This is a genomic window from Novosphingobium resinovorum (assembly GCF_001742225.1).
GTDB lineage: Bacteria > Pseudomonadota > Alphaproteobacteria > Sphingomonadales > Sphingomonadaceae > Novosphingobium > Novosphingobium resinovorum_A.
Map to the genome: position 1 here is coordinate 3,692,936 of NZ_CP017075.1, position 14,846 is coordinate 3,707,781.

Annotated in this window: 15 protein-coding genes; 11 read left to right on the top strand and 4 right to left on the bottom strand. The window is 66.5% G+C overall.

Annotation, left to right across the window (positions count from 1 at the left end; translation table 11 throughout):
* Nucleotide 1: 1 nt before the first annotated feature.
* Nucleotides 2-922, bottom strand: a complete 921-nt coding sequence (locus BES08_RS17250; protein WP_069709043.1) for a tyrosine-type recombinase/integrase — start codon at nucleotides 920-922, stop codon at nucleotides 2-4.
* Nucleotides 923-1,255: 333 nt separating this feature from the next.
* Nucleotides 1,256-2,764 carry a YifB family Mg chelatase-like AAA ATPase gene (locus BES08_RS17255; RefSeq protein ID WP_008831764.1) on the bottom strand — a complete coding sequence of 503 codons (1,509 nt, stop codon included), beginning with the start codon at nucleotides 2,762-2,764 and terminating at the stop codon, nucleotides 1,256-1,258.
* A 146-nt stretch (nucleotides 2,765-2,910) separates the two neighbouring features.
* On the opposite strand from BES08_RS17255, the gene BES08_RS17260 reads away from it, so the two are divergent.
* The 11 genes from BES08_RS17260 (at nucleotide 2,911) to BES08_RS17310 (ending at nucleotide 12,401) form a co-directional block, all read left to right on the top strand.
* Complete coding sequence (locus tag BES08_RS17260; protein WP_008831763.1) at nucleotides 2,911-3,669, top strand: alpha/beta hydrolase; 759 nt, start codon at nucleotides 2,911-2,913, stop codon at nucleotides 3,667-3,669.
* A 68-nt stretch (nucleotides 3,670-3,737) separates the two neighbouring features.
* Complete coding sequence (gene rpmH / locus BES08_RS17265) at nucleotides 3,738-3,872, top strand: 50S ribosomal protein L34 (RefSeq protein ID WP_008831762.1); 135 nt, start codon at nucleotides 3,738-3,740, stop codon at nucleotides 3,870-3,872.
* Nucleotides 3,873-4,005: 133 nt separating this feature from the next.
* Nucleotides 4,006-4,395: a ribonuclease P protein component gene (gene rnpA / locus BES08_RS17270; protein WP_069709044.1), complete on the top strand. Its 390-nt coding sequence runs from the start codon at nucleotides 4,006-4,008 to the stop codon at nucleotides 4,393-4,395.
* A complete protein-coding gene (gene yidD / locus BES08_RS17275) occupies nucleotides 4,392-4,637 on the top strand; it encodes a membrane protein insertion efficiency factor YidD (protein ID WP_069709045.1) in 246 nt (81 codons plus the stop codon). Before rnpA ends, yidD begins: the two co-directional genes overlap by 4 nt.
* An 81-nt stretch (nucleotides 4,638-4,718) precedes the next feature.
* Nucleotides 4,719-6,482 carry a membrane protein insertase YidC gene (yidC, locus tag BES08_RS17280; RefSeq protein ID WP_008831759.1) on the top strand — a complete coding sequence of 588 codons (1,764 nt, stop codon included), beginning with the start codon at nucleotides 4,719-4,721 and terminating at the stop codon, nucleotides 6,480-6,482.
* A gap of 23 nt (nucleotides 6,483-6,505) precedes the next feature.
* Nucleotides 6,506-7,135, top strand: a complete 630-nt coding sequence (yihA, locus tag BES08_RS17285; RefSeq protein ID WP_008831758.1) for a ribosome biogenesis GTP-binding protein YihA/YsxC — start codon at nucleotides 6,506-6,508, stop codon at nucleotides 7,133-7,135.
* Between the two features lie 370 nt (nucleotides 7,136-7,505).
* Nucleotides 7,506-8,639: a DUF47 family protein gene (locus BES08_RS17290; RefSeq protein WP_008831757.1), complete on the top strand. Its 1,134-nt coding sequence runs from the start codon at nucleotides 7,506-7,508 to the stop codon at nucleotides 8,637-8,639.
* Nucleotides 8,640-8,649: 10 nt separating this feature from the next.
* Nucleotides 8,650-9,651 (top strand): inorganic phosphate transporter, encoded by a 1,002-nt coding sequence (locus BES08_RS17295; protein ID WP_008831756.1) that lies wholly within the window; start codon nucleotides 8,650-8,652, stop codon nucleotides 9,649-9,651.
* A 198-nt stretch (nucleotides 9,652-9,849) separates the two neighbouring features.
* Nucleotides 9,850-10,515: a glutathione S-transferase family protein gene (locus tag BES08_RS17300; protein WP_069709324.1), complete on the top strand. Its 666-nt coding sequence runs from the start codon at nucleotides 9,850-9,852 to the stop codon at nucleotides 10,513-10,515.
* A 2-nt stretch (nucleotides 10,516-10,517) separates the two neighbouring features.
* Nucleotides 10,518-11,363, top strand: a complete 846-nt coding sequence (locus BES08_RS17305) for a S1/P1 nuclease (RefSeq protein ID WP_069709325.1) — start codon at nucleotides 10,518-10,520, stop codon at nucleotides 11,361-11,363.
* A gap of 129 nt (nucleotides 11,364-11,492) precedes the next feature.
* Nucleotides 11,493-12,401, top strand: a complete 909-nt coding sequence (locus tag BES08_RS17310) for a DMT family transporter (RefSeq protein WP_083274724.1) — start codon at nucleotides 11,493-11,495, stop codon at nucleotides 12,399-12,401.
* Nucleotides 12,402-12,407: 6 nt separating this feature from the next.
* On the opposite strand, the gene BES08_RS17315 is transcribed toward BES08_RS17310, so the two are convergent.
* A complete protein-coding gene (locus BES08_RS17315) occupies nucleotides 12,408-13,187 on the bottom strand; it encodes an SDR family NAD(P)-dependent oxidoreductase (RefSeq protein ID WP_069709047.1) in 780 nt (259 codons plus the stop codon).
* A gap of 87 nt (nucleotides 13,188-13,274) precedes the next feature.
* A complete protein-coding gene (locus tag BES08_RS17320) occupies nucleotides 13,275-14,600 on the bottom strand; it encodes a NupC/NupG family nucleoside CNT transporter (protein ID WP_069709048.1) in 1,326 nt (441 codons plus the stop codon).
* Nucleotides 14,601-14,846: the final 246 nt, after the last annotated feature.

Below are 14,846 nucleotides of genomic sequence, written 5' to 3' on the forward strand. Positions count from 1 at the left end.
TTCAACCGGCGTCGGCCGACCCTGTGGGTGCCTTGCCTTCCATCAGCGCCATCAACTGGTCGAGCGGGCTCGACACGGCGTGGATCGTGCGGGTCGACACCTTGGTGTAGAGTGCGGTGGTCTCCAGCTTGCTGTGGCCCAGCAGGACCTGGATCACGCGGATATCGACATCCTGCTCGAGCAGGTGCGTGGCGAAGGAATGGCGCAGGGTGTGCGGGCTGACGCGCTTGCGGATGCCCGCCACCTCGGCCGCCTCCTGAACCGCGCGGTGCAGTTGCCGGGTCGAGATGGGGTCGGTGACGTTCTGGCCGGGGAACAGCCAGCCATGCGCAATCAGCACCCCGCGCTTGTGCCCCTCACGCCACCACATCCGCAGCAGCTCGAGCAGCTGGGGCGAGAGCATCGCATTGCGATCCTTGCCTCCCTTGCCCTGTTCGACCCGGATCAGCATGCGCGTGCTGTCGATGTCGTCGACCTTGAGGTGGGCCACCTCCGACACGCGCAGGCCCGCGCCATAAGCCACGCCCAGCGCCGCCTTGTACTTCATGCCGGGCGCGGACTGCAGCAGCCGCGCTGCCTCCTCGACGCTCAGCACTTCGGGCAGCCGGGGCACGATGCGGGTGACGACCAGGGCCCGCGCCAGATCGCGTCGCCTGAGCGTGACGTTATACAGGAAGCGCAAGGCCGACACGGTGCCGTTGATGGTGCTCGGCCTGACCCCGCTCTCATGCTGCATGAGCTGAAAGCGGCGAAGGTCCTCTTCCGTTGCCGTATCGGGAGGGCGCCCCAGGAAGGCTGCAAGGCGCTTCACATGCCGCACGTAATCCTGCTGGGTGTGGGGACCGAGGCCCCGCATCATCATGTCGTGCTGCATCCGCTGGCGCAGCGGGCTGATCGGGGCGGTATTGATCGAGACAGTCATGGCAAGTTCCTCTCCGTTGAAGAACTGCCAGTCTCGCCCCGCTAAAGGCCTACATATAACACGCTACAATGCACCATGCGCCCTCCCGCGAAGCGGGTTCGTGCATGGGGCGCTTGCCGAAGGTCGGCTTTCCTACACAACGGGCACTCCGATACACTGCGCTCATGACCGTCCGTCGCTCAACTCCCACCACAAGGTTACACCGCAAGGTGACACCTCACTCGCACAAGGTGACACATCGCACGCAAAATGTGTCACCTTGCGGCTCTAAGGTGACACCTTTTCTCTCTGGACCGTGTCAACCGTGTAAACCCTGTTACCTTGCGCGGGCTCTCACCCCACCGGAGCACGGCGGCGATAGCTCAGCGCCTCGGCGAGATGAATGCGGGTGACCTGACCCGCCCCCGCCAGATCGGCGATCGTGCGGCTGGTGCGCAGGATGCGGGTGTAGCCGCGCGCGGAGAGGCGCATCGTTTCGGCGGCCTGCATCAGCAGGCGGCGTCCGGCCTCGTCCGGGGTGGCGTGGGCTTCCAGCAGGTCGCCGTCGAGTTCGGCATTGGTGCGCGCCTTGGTGCCGTTCAGTCGCTCCGCCTGAATCTCGCGCGCCTGAGCCACCCGGGCGGCGACCTGCACGCTGCCTTCGCTTGGTGGCGGGAGGGCGAGATCGACGGCGCGGACGGGATCTACCTCGACGTGAAGATCGATCCGGTCGAGCAGCGGCCCGGAAACCTTGCTCTGGTAATCCGCCCCGCAGCGCGGCGCGCGGCTGCAGGCAAGGGCGGGGTCGCCCATGTAGCCGCACCGGCATGGGTTCATCGCCGCGATCAACTGGACTCGTGCGGGATACGTGAGATGGGCATTGGCGCGGGCGACGGTGACTTCGCCGCTTTCCAGCGGCTGGCGCAGCGAATCGAGGGCCTGCCGCTGAAATTCGGGCAGTTCGTCGAGGAACAGGACGCCGAGGTGCGCCATCGAAACTTCACCCGGCCGCACCTTGATCCCGCCACCGGTCAGAGCGGCGATCGAGGCGGAGTGATGCGGCGCGCGAAACGGCCGGGCACGGCTGATCCGCCCGCCCTCCAGCGTGCCCGCTACCGAGGCGACCATCGATACCTCCAGCGCTTCGGCCGGGGTGAGTTCGGGCAAGACGCCGGGCAGGCACGATGCGAGCAGCGACTTGCCCGCACCCGGTGGCCCGACCATCAACAGGTTGTGCGCGCCCGCAGCCGCGATCTCTAGTGCGCGGCGGGCGGTTTCCTGTCCCTTGACCTGCCGGAGATCGGGGCCGCCTGCCCGCGTTTCGACCTCGCCCAGCGGTGGCGTCTGCAGCACTTGGATGCCGCGCAAGTGGTTGAGCAGGCTGATGAGGTTGGGCGCCGCGACGACCGGCACCCCGCTGGCCCAGCGCGCTTCCGAGCCTTGCGAGGCCGGGCAGATCAGGCCCTTCTCGTGCTCGCTGGCGTGGATCGCCGCCAGCAATACGCCGGGAGAGGGGATCACCCGGCCATCGAGCGCGAGTTCGCCCACGGCCACGAAATCGCCCAGTTGCTCGGCATCGACCACGCCCATCGCCGCCAGCAGCGCCAGCGCTACCGGCAGGTCGAAGTGGGAGCCTTCCTTGGGCAGGTCGGCGGGGGAGAGGTTGACGATGATCCGCTTGGGCGGCAGCGCCAACCCCATCGCGGTGAGCGCCGCGCTTACCCGCTGTGTGCTTTCGCGCACGGCTTTGTCGGGCAGGCCGACCAGCGTGAAGCCGGGCATTCCCGGTGCGATCTGGCACTGCACCTCGACGGCACGCGCCTCGAGCCCGAGGTACGCGACGGTCGAGACGATGGCGACCAAGGGAAGGGCCTTTCTGCAAGAATTGCGAAGAAGACCTCGTCTAGTAAGGCCCGCTCGCGGCGGCGCCATGTTCAAAAATATACCTTACAGCACTTTAACCGGACCCGTGAGGAAGAGGGTAAGGGTGTTCCCGGCATAGACTTGTGATGCGCTCGCTTTCCGCAAGTCTTGCTCTGGTCGCCCTTTTCGCCGTGTCCCCCCTGTCGGCGCAGGTAATCGAGTACGAGACTGTCGACGAGGTCACCGATTCCGTCGTTACCGGGGGCGAGCGCACCCTTTTCACTACCGCGATCGAAGCGCCTGCGATTCCGCAAGGTCCGGCCTACGGTCCGTTCCGCGTGCTGGACGAGGGCCGGGCGGCGCTGGTCGATGTCACCGACGCGCGCACGCCCGGGCAGTTCACCGCGATGCTGCGCGACCATCCCGGAATTGCCACGATCGAGATGATCGACTGCCCCGGCACCGAAGACGACCTCGCCAACCTGCAGGTCGGCCAGATGATTCGCCGCAGCGGCATCGTCACCCATGTTCCGGCGGGAGGGTCGGTGCGTTCGGGCGGGGTAGAACTGTTCCTGGCGGGCGCACGGCGCTACGCCGATCCGGGCTCCGAGTTCGCGGTGCATTCCTGGCAGGACGACACCGGGCTCGAGCCCTCGGACTATGCCGCCAATGCCCCCGAGAATCGCCGCTACATCGACTACTACCGCGCCATGGGCATGAATGCGGCCGAGGCGCAGGCGTTCTATGCCATGACCAATTCGGTGCCCTTCGCTTCGGCGCGCTGGCTCGATGCGGGAGAGATGAGTGCATGGGTGCAACTCGACGAGGTGAAAGTGGACGTGAGCCCGCGTTTTCAGTTCGTCCAGCTTGCGGCTGTTGTTGACTCAATCCCGTCGTTCCAGTAACGGCGGCCAACGATTTCCATGGTCGTCCGGTTTGGGCGGCCCTTTTTGTTAGATTTTCGAGGACTGACATGAAGCGCACTTTCCAGCCGAGCAACCTTGTTCGCGCCCGTCGTCACGGCTTCCGTGCCCGCACCGCGACCGTCGGTGGCCGCAAGGTTCTGCGCGCGCGTCGCGCTCGCGGCCGCGCCAAGCTCTCGGCCTAATCCGCCGGGATCGGCAGGGGCGCAAAGCTCCTGCCATAAGCGGCGCCAGCCCACGCTCTCGCCTTGCGCGAGGGCATGGGCTGGCGCCGTTTTGTTTTGGCGCGAATCGCCATGTCCCGACGTTCGAGCTGTCATGAAGCAGGCTGACGCCTACACGGTCCTGAGCCGTCGTTCGGACTTTCTCGCCGCCAATCGCGGCCTGCGAGTCGCGCGTCCCGGTTTCGTGCTGCTGGCCAACCGCAATGACGGGCTGGGACGGCGCGCCGGGATCACGGTGACCAAGAAGATCGGCAATGCCGTCGTGCGCAACCGCATGAAACGGCGTTTCCGCGCCTTGCTGCGCGAACTGCTCCCCGAGCATGGCTTGGCTGACACCGACCACGTCCTGATCGGCCGCGAAGGCGGGGTCGAGCGCGACTTCGAAAAGCTGCGCGGCGAACTCGTCGCCGCGCTGGGACGGGCGCGGGACGGCAAGGGGGACGCCCCTCGCCAGCCGAATCGCAGGCGCGGTCCTCGCAAATGACCAAGGTTCTCGCCTTCCTCGTCTCGCTTCCGGGGCTGGCGATCATCGGGGTCGCGCGATTGTGGCAACTCGGTCCTTCGGCGATCATGCCGCCCACCTGCCGCTACTCCCCCTCCTGTTCGCAGTACGCGATTATCGCGGTTCGCAAGCATGGTGCGATCAAGGGTGGATTGCTGGCGCTGTGGCGTCTATTGCGCTGCAATCCTTGGGGTGGGCACGGGCACGATCCCGTGCCGGACTGAACCTTAGATACTGGCGAAGTGATGCCGGCGGCCCCACATGGCCGCCGCCGAGACGAAGATACGGGCAGGAAACAGGCTTTCGTGGAAAACCAGCGTAACATCATCCTTGCGGTCGTACTGACCGCGCTCGTGCTCTTCGGCTGGGAGGCCGGGGTCGGCTATTTCTATCCGCAGGCCAAGACCCCGACGCAGATCGTCGAGTCCGGCGGCGCCAAGAACGCCTCCAGTCCCACCAAGCCGACGCGCGAAGGTGGCCTGATGGATGCCGCCGACCGCACGCTGGAAGCTACCGACCTCAAGACCGAGCTGGCTGCTCCGGGCCGCGTGAAGATTTCCGCGCCCGGCCTCTCGGGCTCTATCAACCTGACCGGCGCGATCGTCGACGACCTCGTGATCAATCGCCACCGCGAAACGGTCGAGAAGAATTCCGGCCCGGTCCGCATCTTCTCGCCCGCGGGGACTCCCGCGCAGCAGTTTGCACAGGTCGGCTGGCTGGGTGAGGGCGGCGTCGCCGCGCCGACCGCCTCGACCGTCTGGACCGCGCCCGCGAACGCCACGCTGACCCCGACCACCCCGGTGACCCTGACTTGGGCGAACCCCACCGGCCAGCGCTTCGCGATCACGTACTCGATCGACCAGAACTACATGATCACCGCGCAGCAGACCGTCGAGAACGCGGGCGGCGGCGCGGTTTCGGTCAAGCCCTTCGCGCTCGTCAACCGTACCGAGAAGACTGCAAGCCTCGATACCTGGAACGTCCATTCGGGGCCGATCGGCGCCTTCGACGGTTCGGTGACCTTCGGCACCAACTACAAGGACGTGGCCGAAGCCGGCACCGTCAACGAAGCGGGCCGCACCGACTGGATCGGCTTCACCGACATCTACTGGATGTCGGCCCTTATTCCCGTAGGCGCGAAGGCGGAGAGCACGTTCCGTTCGCTCGGCAACCAGATCTTCCGCGCCGACGTGGTATACGATCAGGCAGTGATCCAGCCGCGCACGCGCCAGAGCGTGACGACCAAGATCTTCGCGGGCGCCAAGGAGCACAAGGTGCTTGACGCCTACGAGGCGCAGGGCATCGCCAACTTCGGCCTCGCGATCGACTGGGGCTGGTTCCGCTGGTTCGAGAAGCCGATCTTCTGGCTGCTCACCAAGCTGTTCAGCCTTGTCGGCAACTTCGGCGTCGCCATCATCCTGCTGACCCTCATCGTGCGCGGCATGATGTTCCCGGTCGCCCAGCGCCAGTTCGCCTCGATGGCGGCGATGCGCGCGATCCAGCCGAAGATGAAGGCGATCCAGGAGCGCTACAAGGACGACAAGCAGAAGCAGCAGCAGGAGATCATGGCCCTCTACAAGCAGGAGAAGGTCAATCCCCTCGCAGGCTGTCTGCCGATGTTCCTGCAGATCCCGGTGTTCTTCGCGCTCTATAAGACGCTGATCCTGGCCATCGAGATGCGCCACCAGCCCTTCGTGCTGTGGATCAAGGACCTTTCGGCTCCGGATCCGCTGCACATCCTGAACCTGTTTGGCCTGCTGCCGTTCGATCCGCCCAGCTTCCTGGCGATCGGCCTGCTCGCCCTGCTGCTCGGCGCGACGATGTACCTGCAGTTCCAGCTCAACCCGGCCCAGATGGACCCGGCGCAGCAGCAGGTGTTCAAGCTGATGCCGTGGTTCATGATGTTCGTGATGGCGCCCTTCGCCTCGGGCCTGCTGGTCTACTGGATCACCTCCAACATCCTGACCATCGCGCAGCAGAAGTTCCTCTACAGCCGCCATCCGCAGCTCAAGGCGCAAGCCGAGAAGGACGCGGCCGACAAGGCACGCGCGGCGGCCCGTACAAAGTGAGTGATGATCGCGTGAATGAAGAAATGGCAGAACTGACGGAGCGCGCGCGCAAGCTGTTCTCGGGACCGGTGACGTTCCTGAAGTCGGCACCGTCGCTCCAGTTCCTGCCCGATCCCGATGCGCCGGAGATCGCCTTTGCGGGCCGGTCGAACGTGGGCAAGTCCTCGCTGCTGAACGCACTGGTGGGCCGCAAGGCGATCGCGCGTACTTCGGTGACGCCGGGCCGCACGCAGGAGCTGAACTTTTTCGACGTGGCCGAACCGCTCAAGTTCCGCCTCGTCGACATGCCGGGCTACGGCTTCGCCAAGGCGCCGCCCAAGGTTGTCGAGACCTGGCGCCGTCTGGTGCGCGACTACCTGCGTGGCCGTGTGGAACTCAAGCGCACGCTGGTGCTGATCGATTCGCGCCACGGCGTGAAGCAGGTCGATCTCGACATGATGGAGATGCTGGATCAGGCGGCGGTGGGCTATCGCCTCGTCCTGACCAAGGCGGACAAGATCAAGGCCAGCGAACTGGAAGCGGTCCACGCCGCCACCATCGCCGAGGCGCGCAAGCATCCCGCCGCGTTCCCGGTGGTCCACGTCACCAGTTCCGAAAAGGGCCTTGGGATCGAGGAACTGCGCGCTGCCGTGCTGGGCGATTCGGAACTCTGAACCACTTCCGCGCGCGGCGGGGCTTCGACAAGCTCAGCCTGAGCGAGGTTGGGAAGTCCGGGGTGGGATTGGGGAGTGCCCAATCGTCATCCCGGCGAATGCCGCGATCGCTGGCAAAGCTGCTCGACCTAGATATGTCGCGCAGCGCCGCAGTGGCCCATCGCAAGCTCTCGCCTCAAGAGTACCCAGCGGTCCCGGATCGGGTCCGGGACGACGCAAGCGCCGGCCGCGTAGCGTTGCGGAAATCATCCTTTCATCATTCGAGTCCACAATCGAGACCGTGTCTCTGTTTGTGACATTTGCATGACGGCGCGCCGTCCCCTATGGGGCGCAGCTTCACGCGTCGAGGGATGAAAGGAATCTCGCCCATATGCGCCAGATTGCCGTTCTTCCTTACCGCACCGTCGGTCCCGCCGTCGACGCGCCGATCCAGATTCTGCTCATCACCTCGCGCAGCACTCGTCGCTGGGTGATTCCCAAGGGCGGGCTGATGAAGGGCCTGCAACCGCACGCCGCCGCCTCGAAGGAAGCGGAAGAGGAAGCAGGCGTGCTGGGCGCGACCTGTCCAGTGCCGCTGGGCTCCTACCGCTACCGTAAGCAGCGCAATTCGGGCGCTTCGGTATGGGCGGACGTCGATGTCTATCCGTTCGCGGTCACCGACGAGCTTTCCACATGGGACGAGCAGCACCAGCGCGAACGGCGCTGGTTCTCGCTGGAGGAAGCGGCTAGGGCGGTCGACGAAGAGGACCTTCGCGCCCTCATACGTTCCTTCGGCGCACGTGAATTCCGCGCCGCCGCCAGTCCCGCGCGCTTCCTGGGCGCAGCCGTGGACACGGTGGCAAGCAAGACAGGGGTCAATGCCATGTTCGCCTGGTTCCAGAAGCTGCTGCCCGAGCAGGGCAACTTCTTCGACCTGTTCGAGAAGCAGGCCGCCACGCTGGTGGCGGGCGCCGATGCACTCGCCCGCCTCGCGCAGGGTGGTCCGGGCCGCGCCCAGCACATCCGCGAGATCGCCGAGCGCGAGCACGACGCCGACGACATCACCCGCGAAGTGCTGCAGACGGTGCGTCGCAGCTTCCTGACGCCGTTTGATCGCTCGGCCATCACCAGCCTCATCAACACGATGGACGATGCCATCGACGAGATGCAGCAGACGGCGAACGCCTGTGATCTCTACGAGGTAAGCGAGTTCGAGCCCGAGATGATCGACATGGCCGCGATCATCGTCGATGCCGCGCGCCTGACCGCCGAGGCGATCCCGCTGCTGCGCAAGATCGGCGACAACGGCCACCGCCTCCACGAACTGACCGAGCGCCTCGTGCGCATGGAAGGCCACGCCGACGAGATCCACGCGGCCGGGCTCAAGCGCCTGTTCAAGGCGGACCTGACCAACCCGATGCACTTCTTTGTGCGGCAGGAGATGTTCAAGCGCCTCGAGCGCGTGGTCGATCGTTTCGAGGACCTCGCGAACGAGATCGACGGGCTGGTCATCGACCACTCGTAAAGGCCCGCCCATGGACCACAGCCTTGCCCTGCCGCTGCTGATCGGCCTCGTCGCGCTCGCGCTGGCGTTCGACTTCCTCAACGGGCTGCACGATGCCGCCAATGCCATCGCGACGGTGGTGGCGACGCGGCTGCTCTCGCCGGTCTTCGCGGTGCTGTTCGCCGCCGCCGGCAACTTCCTCGCCTACTTCTTCGTCGGCCTCCACGTCGCCGAGACGGTGGGCAAGGGCATCATCAACGTCGATGCCGTCACCCCGGCCGTGGTGTTCGGTGCCTTGGTGGGGGCGATGTTCTGGAACGTCCTGACCTGGATCAAGGGCATCCCTTCCAGTTCCAGTCACGCGCTGATCGGCGGCCTGCTCGGCGCCGGCATGGCGCACGGCGGCTTCGCGGTGGTCGAAAGCTCGGGCACGGTAAAGACCATCGCCGCGATCTTCGTCTCCCCGGTGCTCGGCTTCGTCATCGCGATGGCGCTGATGCTGCTGACCAGCTGGCTGTTCAAGGGCACGTCCCCACGCCAGTCGAACGGCATCTTCAAGAGCCTCCACCTGCTCTCCAGCGCGGCCTACTCGATCAGCCATGGCGGCAACGATGCGCAGAAGACGATGGGCATCATCGCCGTGCTGCTCTACTCGACCGGGCACATGTCCGGGGGCTTCCATGTGCCGCACTGGGTGGTGCTGTCGTGCTACCTGGCGATTTCGCTGGGCACGCTTTCGGGCGGCTGGAAGATCATCAAGACGATGGGCTCCAAGCTGACCAAGCTCAATCACCACTCGGGGTTCTGTGCTTCCACGGCGGGCTCCATCGTGGTGTTCGGGGCGTCGGCGCTGGGCATTCCGGTCTCGACCACGCACGCCATCACCGGCTCCATTGTCGGCACCGGCGCGGCGCGGCGGTCGAGTGCGGTGCGCTGGTCGGTGGCGAGCCGGGTCATCGTGGCATGGTTCGTGACCATCCCCGCCAGCGCGGCGGTGGGTGCGCTGTTCTACATGATCACGCGGGCGTTCTGAGGGCGAGCTGATACCTACCCCGTCCGGCTAGGCAGGCAAGCTGCCAAGCCTTCCGGCCCTCCCGCATGCGGGAGGGCTTTGCGCATCTTCTCCCCTCCCGCTTGCGGGAAGGGCTGGGGGTGGGCCTTTTCTTCACCTCGACACAGCGCCCCCCAGCCACTAGGCCGCTTGTTCAGCCATCCCGAGGAACGCCGTCCCGTGAAGCTCATCATCGGCAACAAGAACTATTCCAGCTGGTCGCTGCGCGGCTGGCTTGCCTGCAAACAGTCCGGCCTACATTTCGACGAGATCACCGTGCCCCTGTTCGGCGAGGAATGGGAAGCCTTCAAGAAGTCCTCCGACGACCTTGCCCCCAGCCACGGCAAAGTGCCGATCCTGTGGGATGGCGAGGCGGTGGTGTGGGATTCGCTCGCCATCGTCGACTACCTTGCCGACAAGGTCGGCCGCGACCGCTTCTGGCCCAAGAACGACGCGGCGCGCGCTATGGCGCGATCGATGGTGGCGGAGATGCACTCCGGCTACCTGTCGCTGCGCCGCAATTGCCCGATGAACATCCGCTCTCGCGTCGAACTGCCGGGGCTGGAGGACGAGACCCGCACCGACATCGTGCGCATCCTCACCCTCTGGGCGGAGGCGCGGGCGCGGTTCGGCAAGGGCGGTCCGTTCCTGTTCGGCACCTTCGGCGCGGCGGACGTGTTCTACGCCCCCGTCGTCAGCCGCTTCCTGACGTACGGCATCGGCGTGCCCGGCTTCGCGCAGGCCTACATGCAGGCGGTGTGGGAGCACGAATGGATGCAGGCCTGGATCGCCGCCGCCGAGGCGGAGGACTGGGTCATCGAACAGTACGAGCACCCGGTGGCCTGATGATGCGCAAAGTTCTCCTTCTCCTCGCCGCTCTTGCGACGATCGTATCCAGCCCGGCTTTCGCCTGGGGCGCGATGGGGCACCGAACCGTGGCGGGCATCGCCATGGCCAACGTTCGCCCTGCCACCCGCGTCGCCATCCGCAAGCTGCTCGCCCACGAGCGCGAGATGGACACGCCCAAGTGCTCGATGCGCACGATCGAGGACGCCGCGACCTGGCCCGACTGCATCAAGGGCGAGCGTTGGCGCTGGGCCTACCAGAATTCCTGGCACTACCACGACCAGCCGGTCTGCGGGACTTTCGACCTCAAGCAACTGTGCCGCGACGGCATGTGCGCCACCGCGCAGATCGAGCGCGACGAGAAGCTGCTGGCCAACCACAAGCTGGCGCCGGTGCTGCGGCTCGAAGCGCTGGTCTTCCTCGTCCACTTCGTCGGCGACATTCACCAGCCTCTGCATATCGGCGAGAACGAGGACCAGGGCGGCAACGCGGTGAAGGCCGATTACGGCGACGCGCCGGGCCGCAACCTGCACTCGATCTGGGACACGACGCTGGCCGAGCGCGCGATCACCTCCGCCCGTCCGCCGCTGGTGCGCGTCTACAGCGCGGCCGAAAAGGCGCGGCTGGCGACCGGCACGCTGGAAGACTGGACCCGCGAGAGCTACGAGATCAGCCGCGACGTGCTCTATCCGCTGGCGTTCGGCGGCAAGCTACCCTGTGACGTCAAGGAGCCGCAGAAGATCGTCTGGACCAACGCTGCGATCGAACAGACGATTCCGATCGTCGATGAACGCATCGAGCGGGCGGGGCTGCGTCTGGCGCAGATGCTCGACAGGGCGCTGGCATAATGGCGTCGTCCCGGACCTGATCCGGGACCGCTGGCCGTGAACAGCCCATCTTGCGGCGCCGGCAGCGAGGTTGTGCCTAAAGATAGCCACCGGTCCCGGATCAAGTCCGGGACGACGAATGGAGCAGTCGTGTCCAAGTCTCCCTCTCACACCCGGGCCTTTCTGCTGCTCGGCCTTGTGATGCTGTTCTGGGCTGGCAATTCGATCACCGGCCGCGCGGTGCGGGACGACATTCCGCCGTTCACGCTCGCGTTCGGGCGCTGGCTCATCGCGGTGCTGATCCTGCTGCCGTTCGCGGCGCGGCAGGCCTGGGCGGAGCGCGCGGCGATAGTCGCGGGATGGCGCTGGATCGCGGCGCTGGGATTCCTCGGCATCGTCTGCTTCAATTCGTTCGTCTACTCCGGGCTACATCATACGAGCGCGGCCAATGCCCTGCTGCTGCAGGCGTCGATTCCGGCTCTGGTACTGGTGCTCGATCGCATGATCTTCGGAACGCGGGCGGGGGTGCTGCACCAGGCGGGCGTCGCACTGTCCACCATCGGCGTCGTCGCCATCGTGTTCCGGGGGGACGTATCCGCGCTGGCGACATTGCGGCTTGGCATCGGCGATGCGCTGGTGCTGTGCGGCGTCGTGGTATGGGGGCTCTACACCGTGCTCCTGCGCAAGCGGCCGCCGATCGCGCCGGCGAGCTTCCTGCTGCTGGTGTTCGTGATCGGCGCGGTGGTCATGGCGCCGCTGGCAGCATCGGAAGCGGCGCGGGGGCTGGTCGTCGCCTGGAGTCCAAAGGTGCTCGCGGCCTTCCTCTACGTTGGCATTTTCCCGTCGGTGCTGGCCTACTTCATCTACAACGCCGCGACCGTGCAATTGGGCGCTGCGCGGGCGGGGCAGGCGATCACGCTGATGCCGCTGTTCGGTGCACTGCTCTCCGCGCTGCTGCTGGGCGAGCGGCTGGAGGGCTACCACTTTCTCGGCATGGCGCTGATCCTCGCGGGGATCGTGCTGTCCGCGGTGGAACTGATGCGCCGGGGTTCCGTCTGAGGCGGTTCAGCCGAGGCGCTTTCGCATCCCTTCCGCCATGCCCGCCAGTGCCTCGCGGCGGGGACGGGCGCGGAGCGCATCGAACATGGTGCGGTAATGCGCGTGCGGCACGAAGGTCGGTCCCTCGCGCACGTTGTCGAGGGCTAGGCGCGCGACTTCGGCCGGGCTTTGCAGGTTGGCGATGCCCTCCATCCCGGCGGTCGCCTCGGTTTCGGTAGCACCCGGGCAGAGCGTCAGCACGTCCACGCCGGTGCCCTGCATCTCTCCCCAGAGCGCCTCGCCCAGCGCCACGACCAGTGCCTTGGTGGCGGAGTATGCGGCCGAGTGCGGGCAGCCGATCAGGCCCTCGACCGAGGCGGTGAAGATCAGACCTCCGCTCGCCCGTGCCTTGAGGCGGGGGATCAGTCCGTGGGCCAGCTGCATCGGCGCGTGGCAGTTGACGGTGAGCATCCGCGCCATCGCGGCCGGGTCCTGCGCCTCGAACGAGCCCTTGATGTTGAAGCCGGCATTGCTGACGACGAGGCCGATGTCGGTGCCCTCGGTCGCCTCGAGTATCCGCGCGGGAGTCGCCGGGTCACCGAGGTCCGCACCGAGCACGGTGGTCCGGGTGCCGTGCGAGGACGCCAGCCGCTCCGCCAGCGCGTCGAGCCGGTCGGTCCGGCGCGCGGTGAGGACGAGGTGGAAGCCCCGGTCGGCTAGTTCCTCGGCGAAGGCGAGGCCGATCCCTGAGGAAGCGCCCGTCACCAGCGCGGTGGGGCCGTAAGTCTCGCGGAATCGGTCGGTCATGCTCTGGTCCTCTCAAGGGGAAAGAAGACCCAAGCCTCAGGGCGGTGTCCAGTTTCCCCGGGGCAACATCGCCGGGACGGACCAGCTTCAGGCGACGGTGAGGAACAGCCCCGCCAGCGCTGCGCTCATCAGGTTCGACAGGCTGCCCGCCGCCAGCGCGCGGATGCCCAGCTTCGCGATGATCGGGCGCTGGTTGGGGGCGAGGCCGCCGGTCACCGCCATCTGGATCGCGATCGAGGAGAAGTTGGCGAAGCCGCACAGCGCGAACGTCACCACCGCTACCGTGCGGGGCGAAAGCAGGCCGTCCTTGCCCAGTTCGATGAACGAGACGAATTCGTTGAGCACGATCTTGGTGCCGAACAGGCCGCCTGCGTGCAGCGCCTCGGTCCAGTCGGGGGTCGCCAGCAGGTAGAAGATCGGCGCGAAGACGTAGCCCAGCAGCGACTGGAACGTCACCCCCTGGAAGCCGAAGAGCCCCGCTGCCCAGCCGACGAAGCCGTTGGCGAGCGCGATCAGCGCCACGAATGCGAGAACCATCGCGCCCACCGCGACCGCCAGCTTCACGCCGGTCTGCGCGCCCTGCGATGCGGCCATGATGATGTTGGCGGGCTTTTCCTCCTCGTGCTCGACGGCTTCGGGCTCGTCGACGTGGACGCCGGGGAGGTGCGTGACGTCGGCGCGGTTCATCGCGGCGGCGGCGGCACCGGCAGGCGGCAGGGTGCTCTCATGGACCTCGGCGTCCGACACGGTGCCGGGCCGCGGATCGGGCATGATCATCTTGGCCATGAAGATGCCGCCCGGTGCCGACATGAAGGCGGCGGCGACGAGGTAGTCGATGCGGATGCCCATCGAGGCATAGGCGGCCAGGATCGTGCCCGCCACGCCCGCCAGGCCCACCGTCATCACGCAGAACAGCTGCGAGGGGTTGAGCGAGGCGAGGTAGGGGCGGATCACCAGCGGCGCTTCGCTCTGGCCCACGAAGATGTTGGAGGCCGCGCAAAGGCTTTCGACCTTGCTGATCCCGGTCACCTTCTCCAGCGCGCCGCCCAGCCAGCGCACCACCAGCGGCATGATCTTCAGATAGTAGAGGATGGAGATCAGCGAGGCGAAGAAGATGATCACCGGCAGCGCCGCGATGGCGAAGCTGGTGCCGCCGATTTCCGGCGAGGCGAGCGGGCCGAACAGGAAGGTCACGCCTTCATGCGCGTAGCTCAGCAGCCCCTCGACGCCCGAGGCGGCGCCGCGCAGCATGCGGTTGCCGAACGGCACGTAGAGCACCAGCGCGGCAAGGCCCGCCTGCAGCGCGAAGGCCGCGCAGACGACGCGCGGGCGGATCGCCTTGCGGTCGGTCGAGAGCAGGAAGGCTGCCGCCATGATGAGAACGATGCCGATCAGGCTGTAGGCGACATGCATCGAGGCGCTTGGCTCCGGGAGAGGAAGGGGGGAAACAGCCGCCGACCCTAGAGGCGCGAGGGACGCAGGGCTAGAGGGTTTCGCGGCAGGTGTCCCGCAAGGTGACAGGTTTACACGGTTTACACTGTCCAGGGCGAAGAAGGTGTCACTTTGCGACGGGGCAGGAGCGTGATTGGCGCAAATGCGTGAGTGCGGGTGTCACCTTGTGCGTGAAAAGTGTCACCTTGGGGCAGCGATGTGTCACCT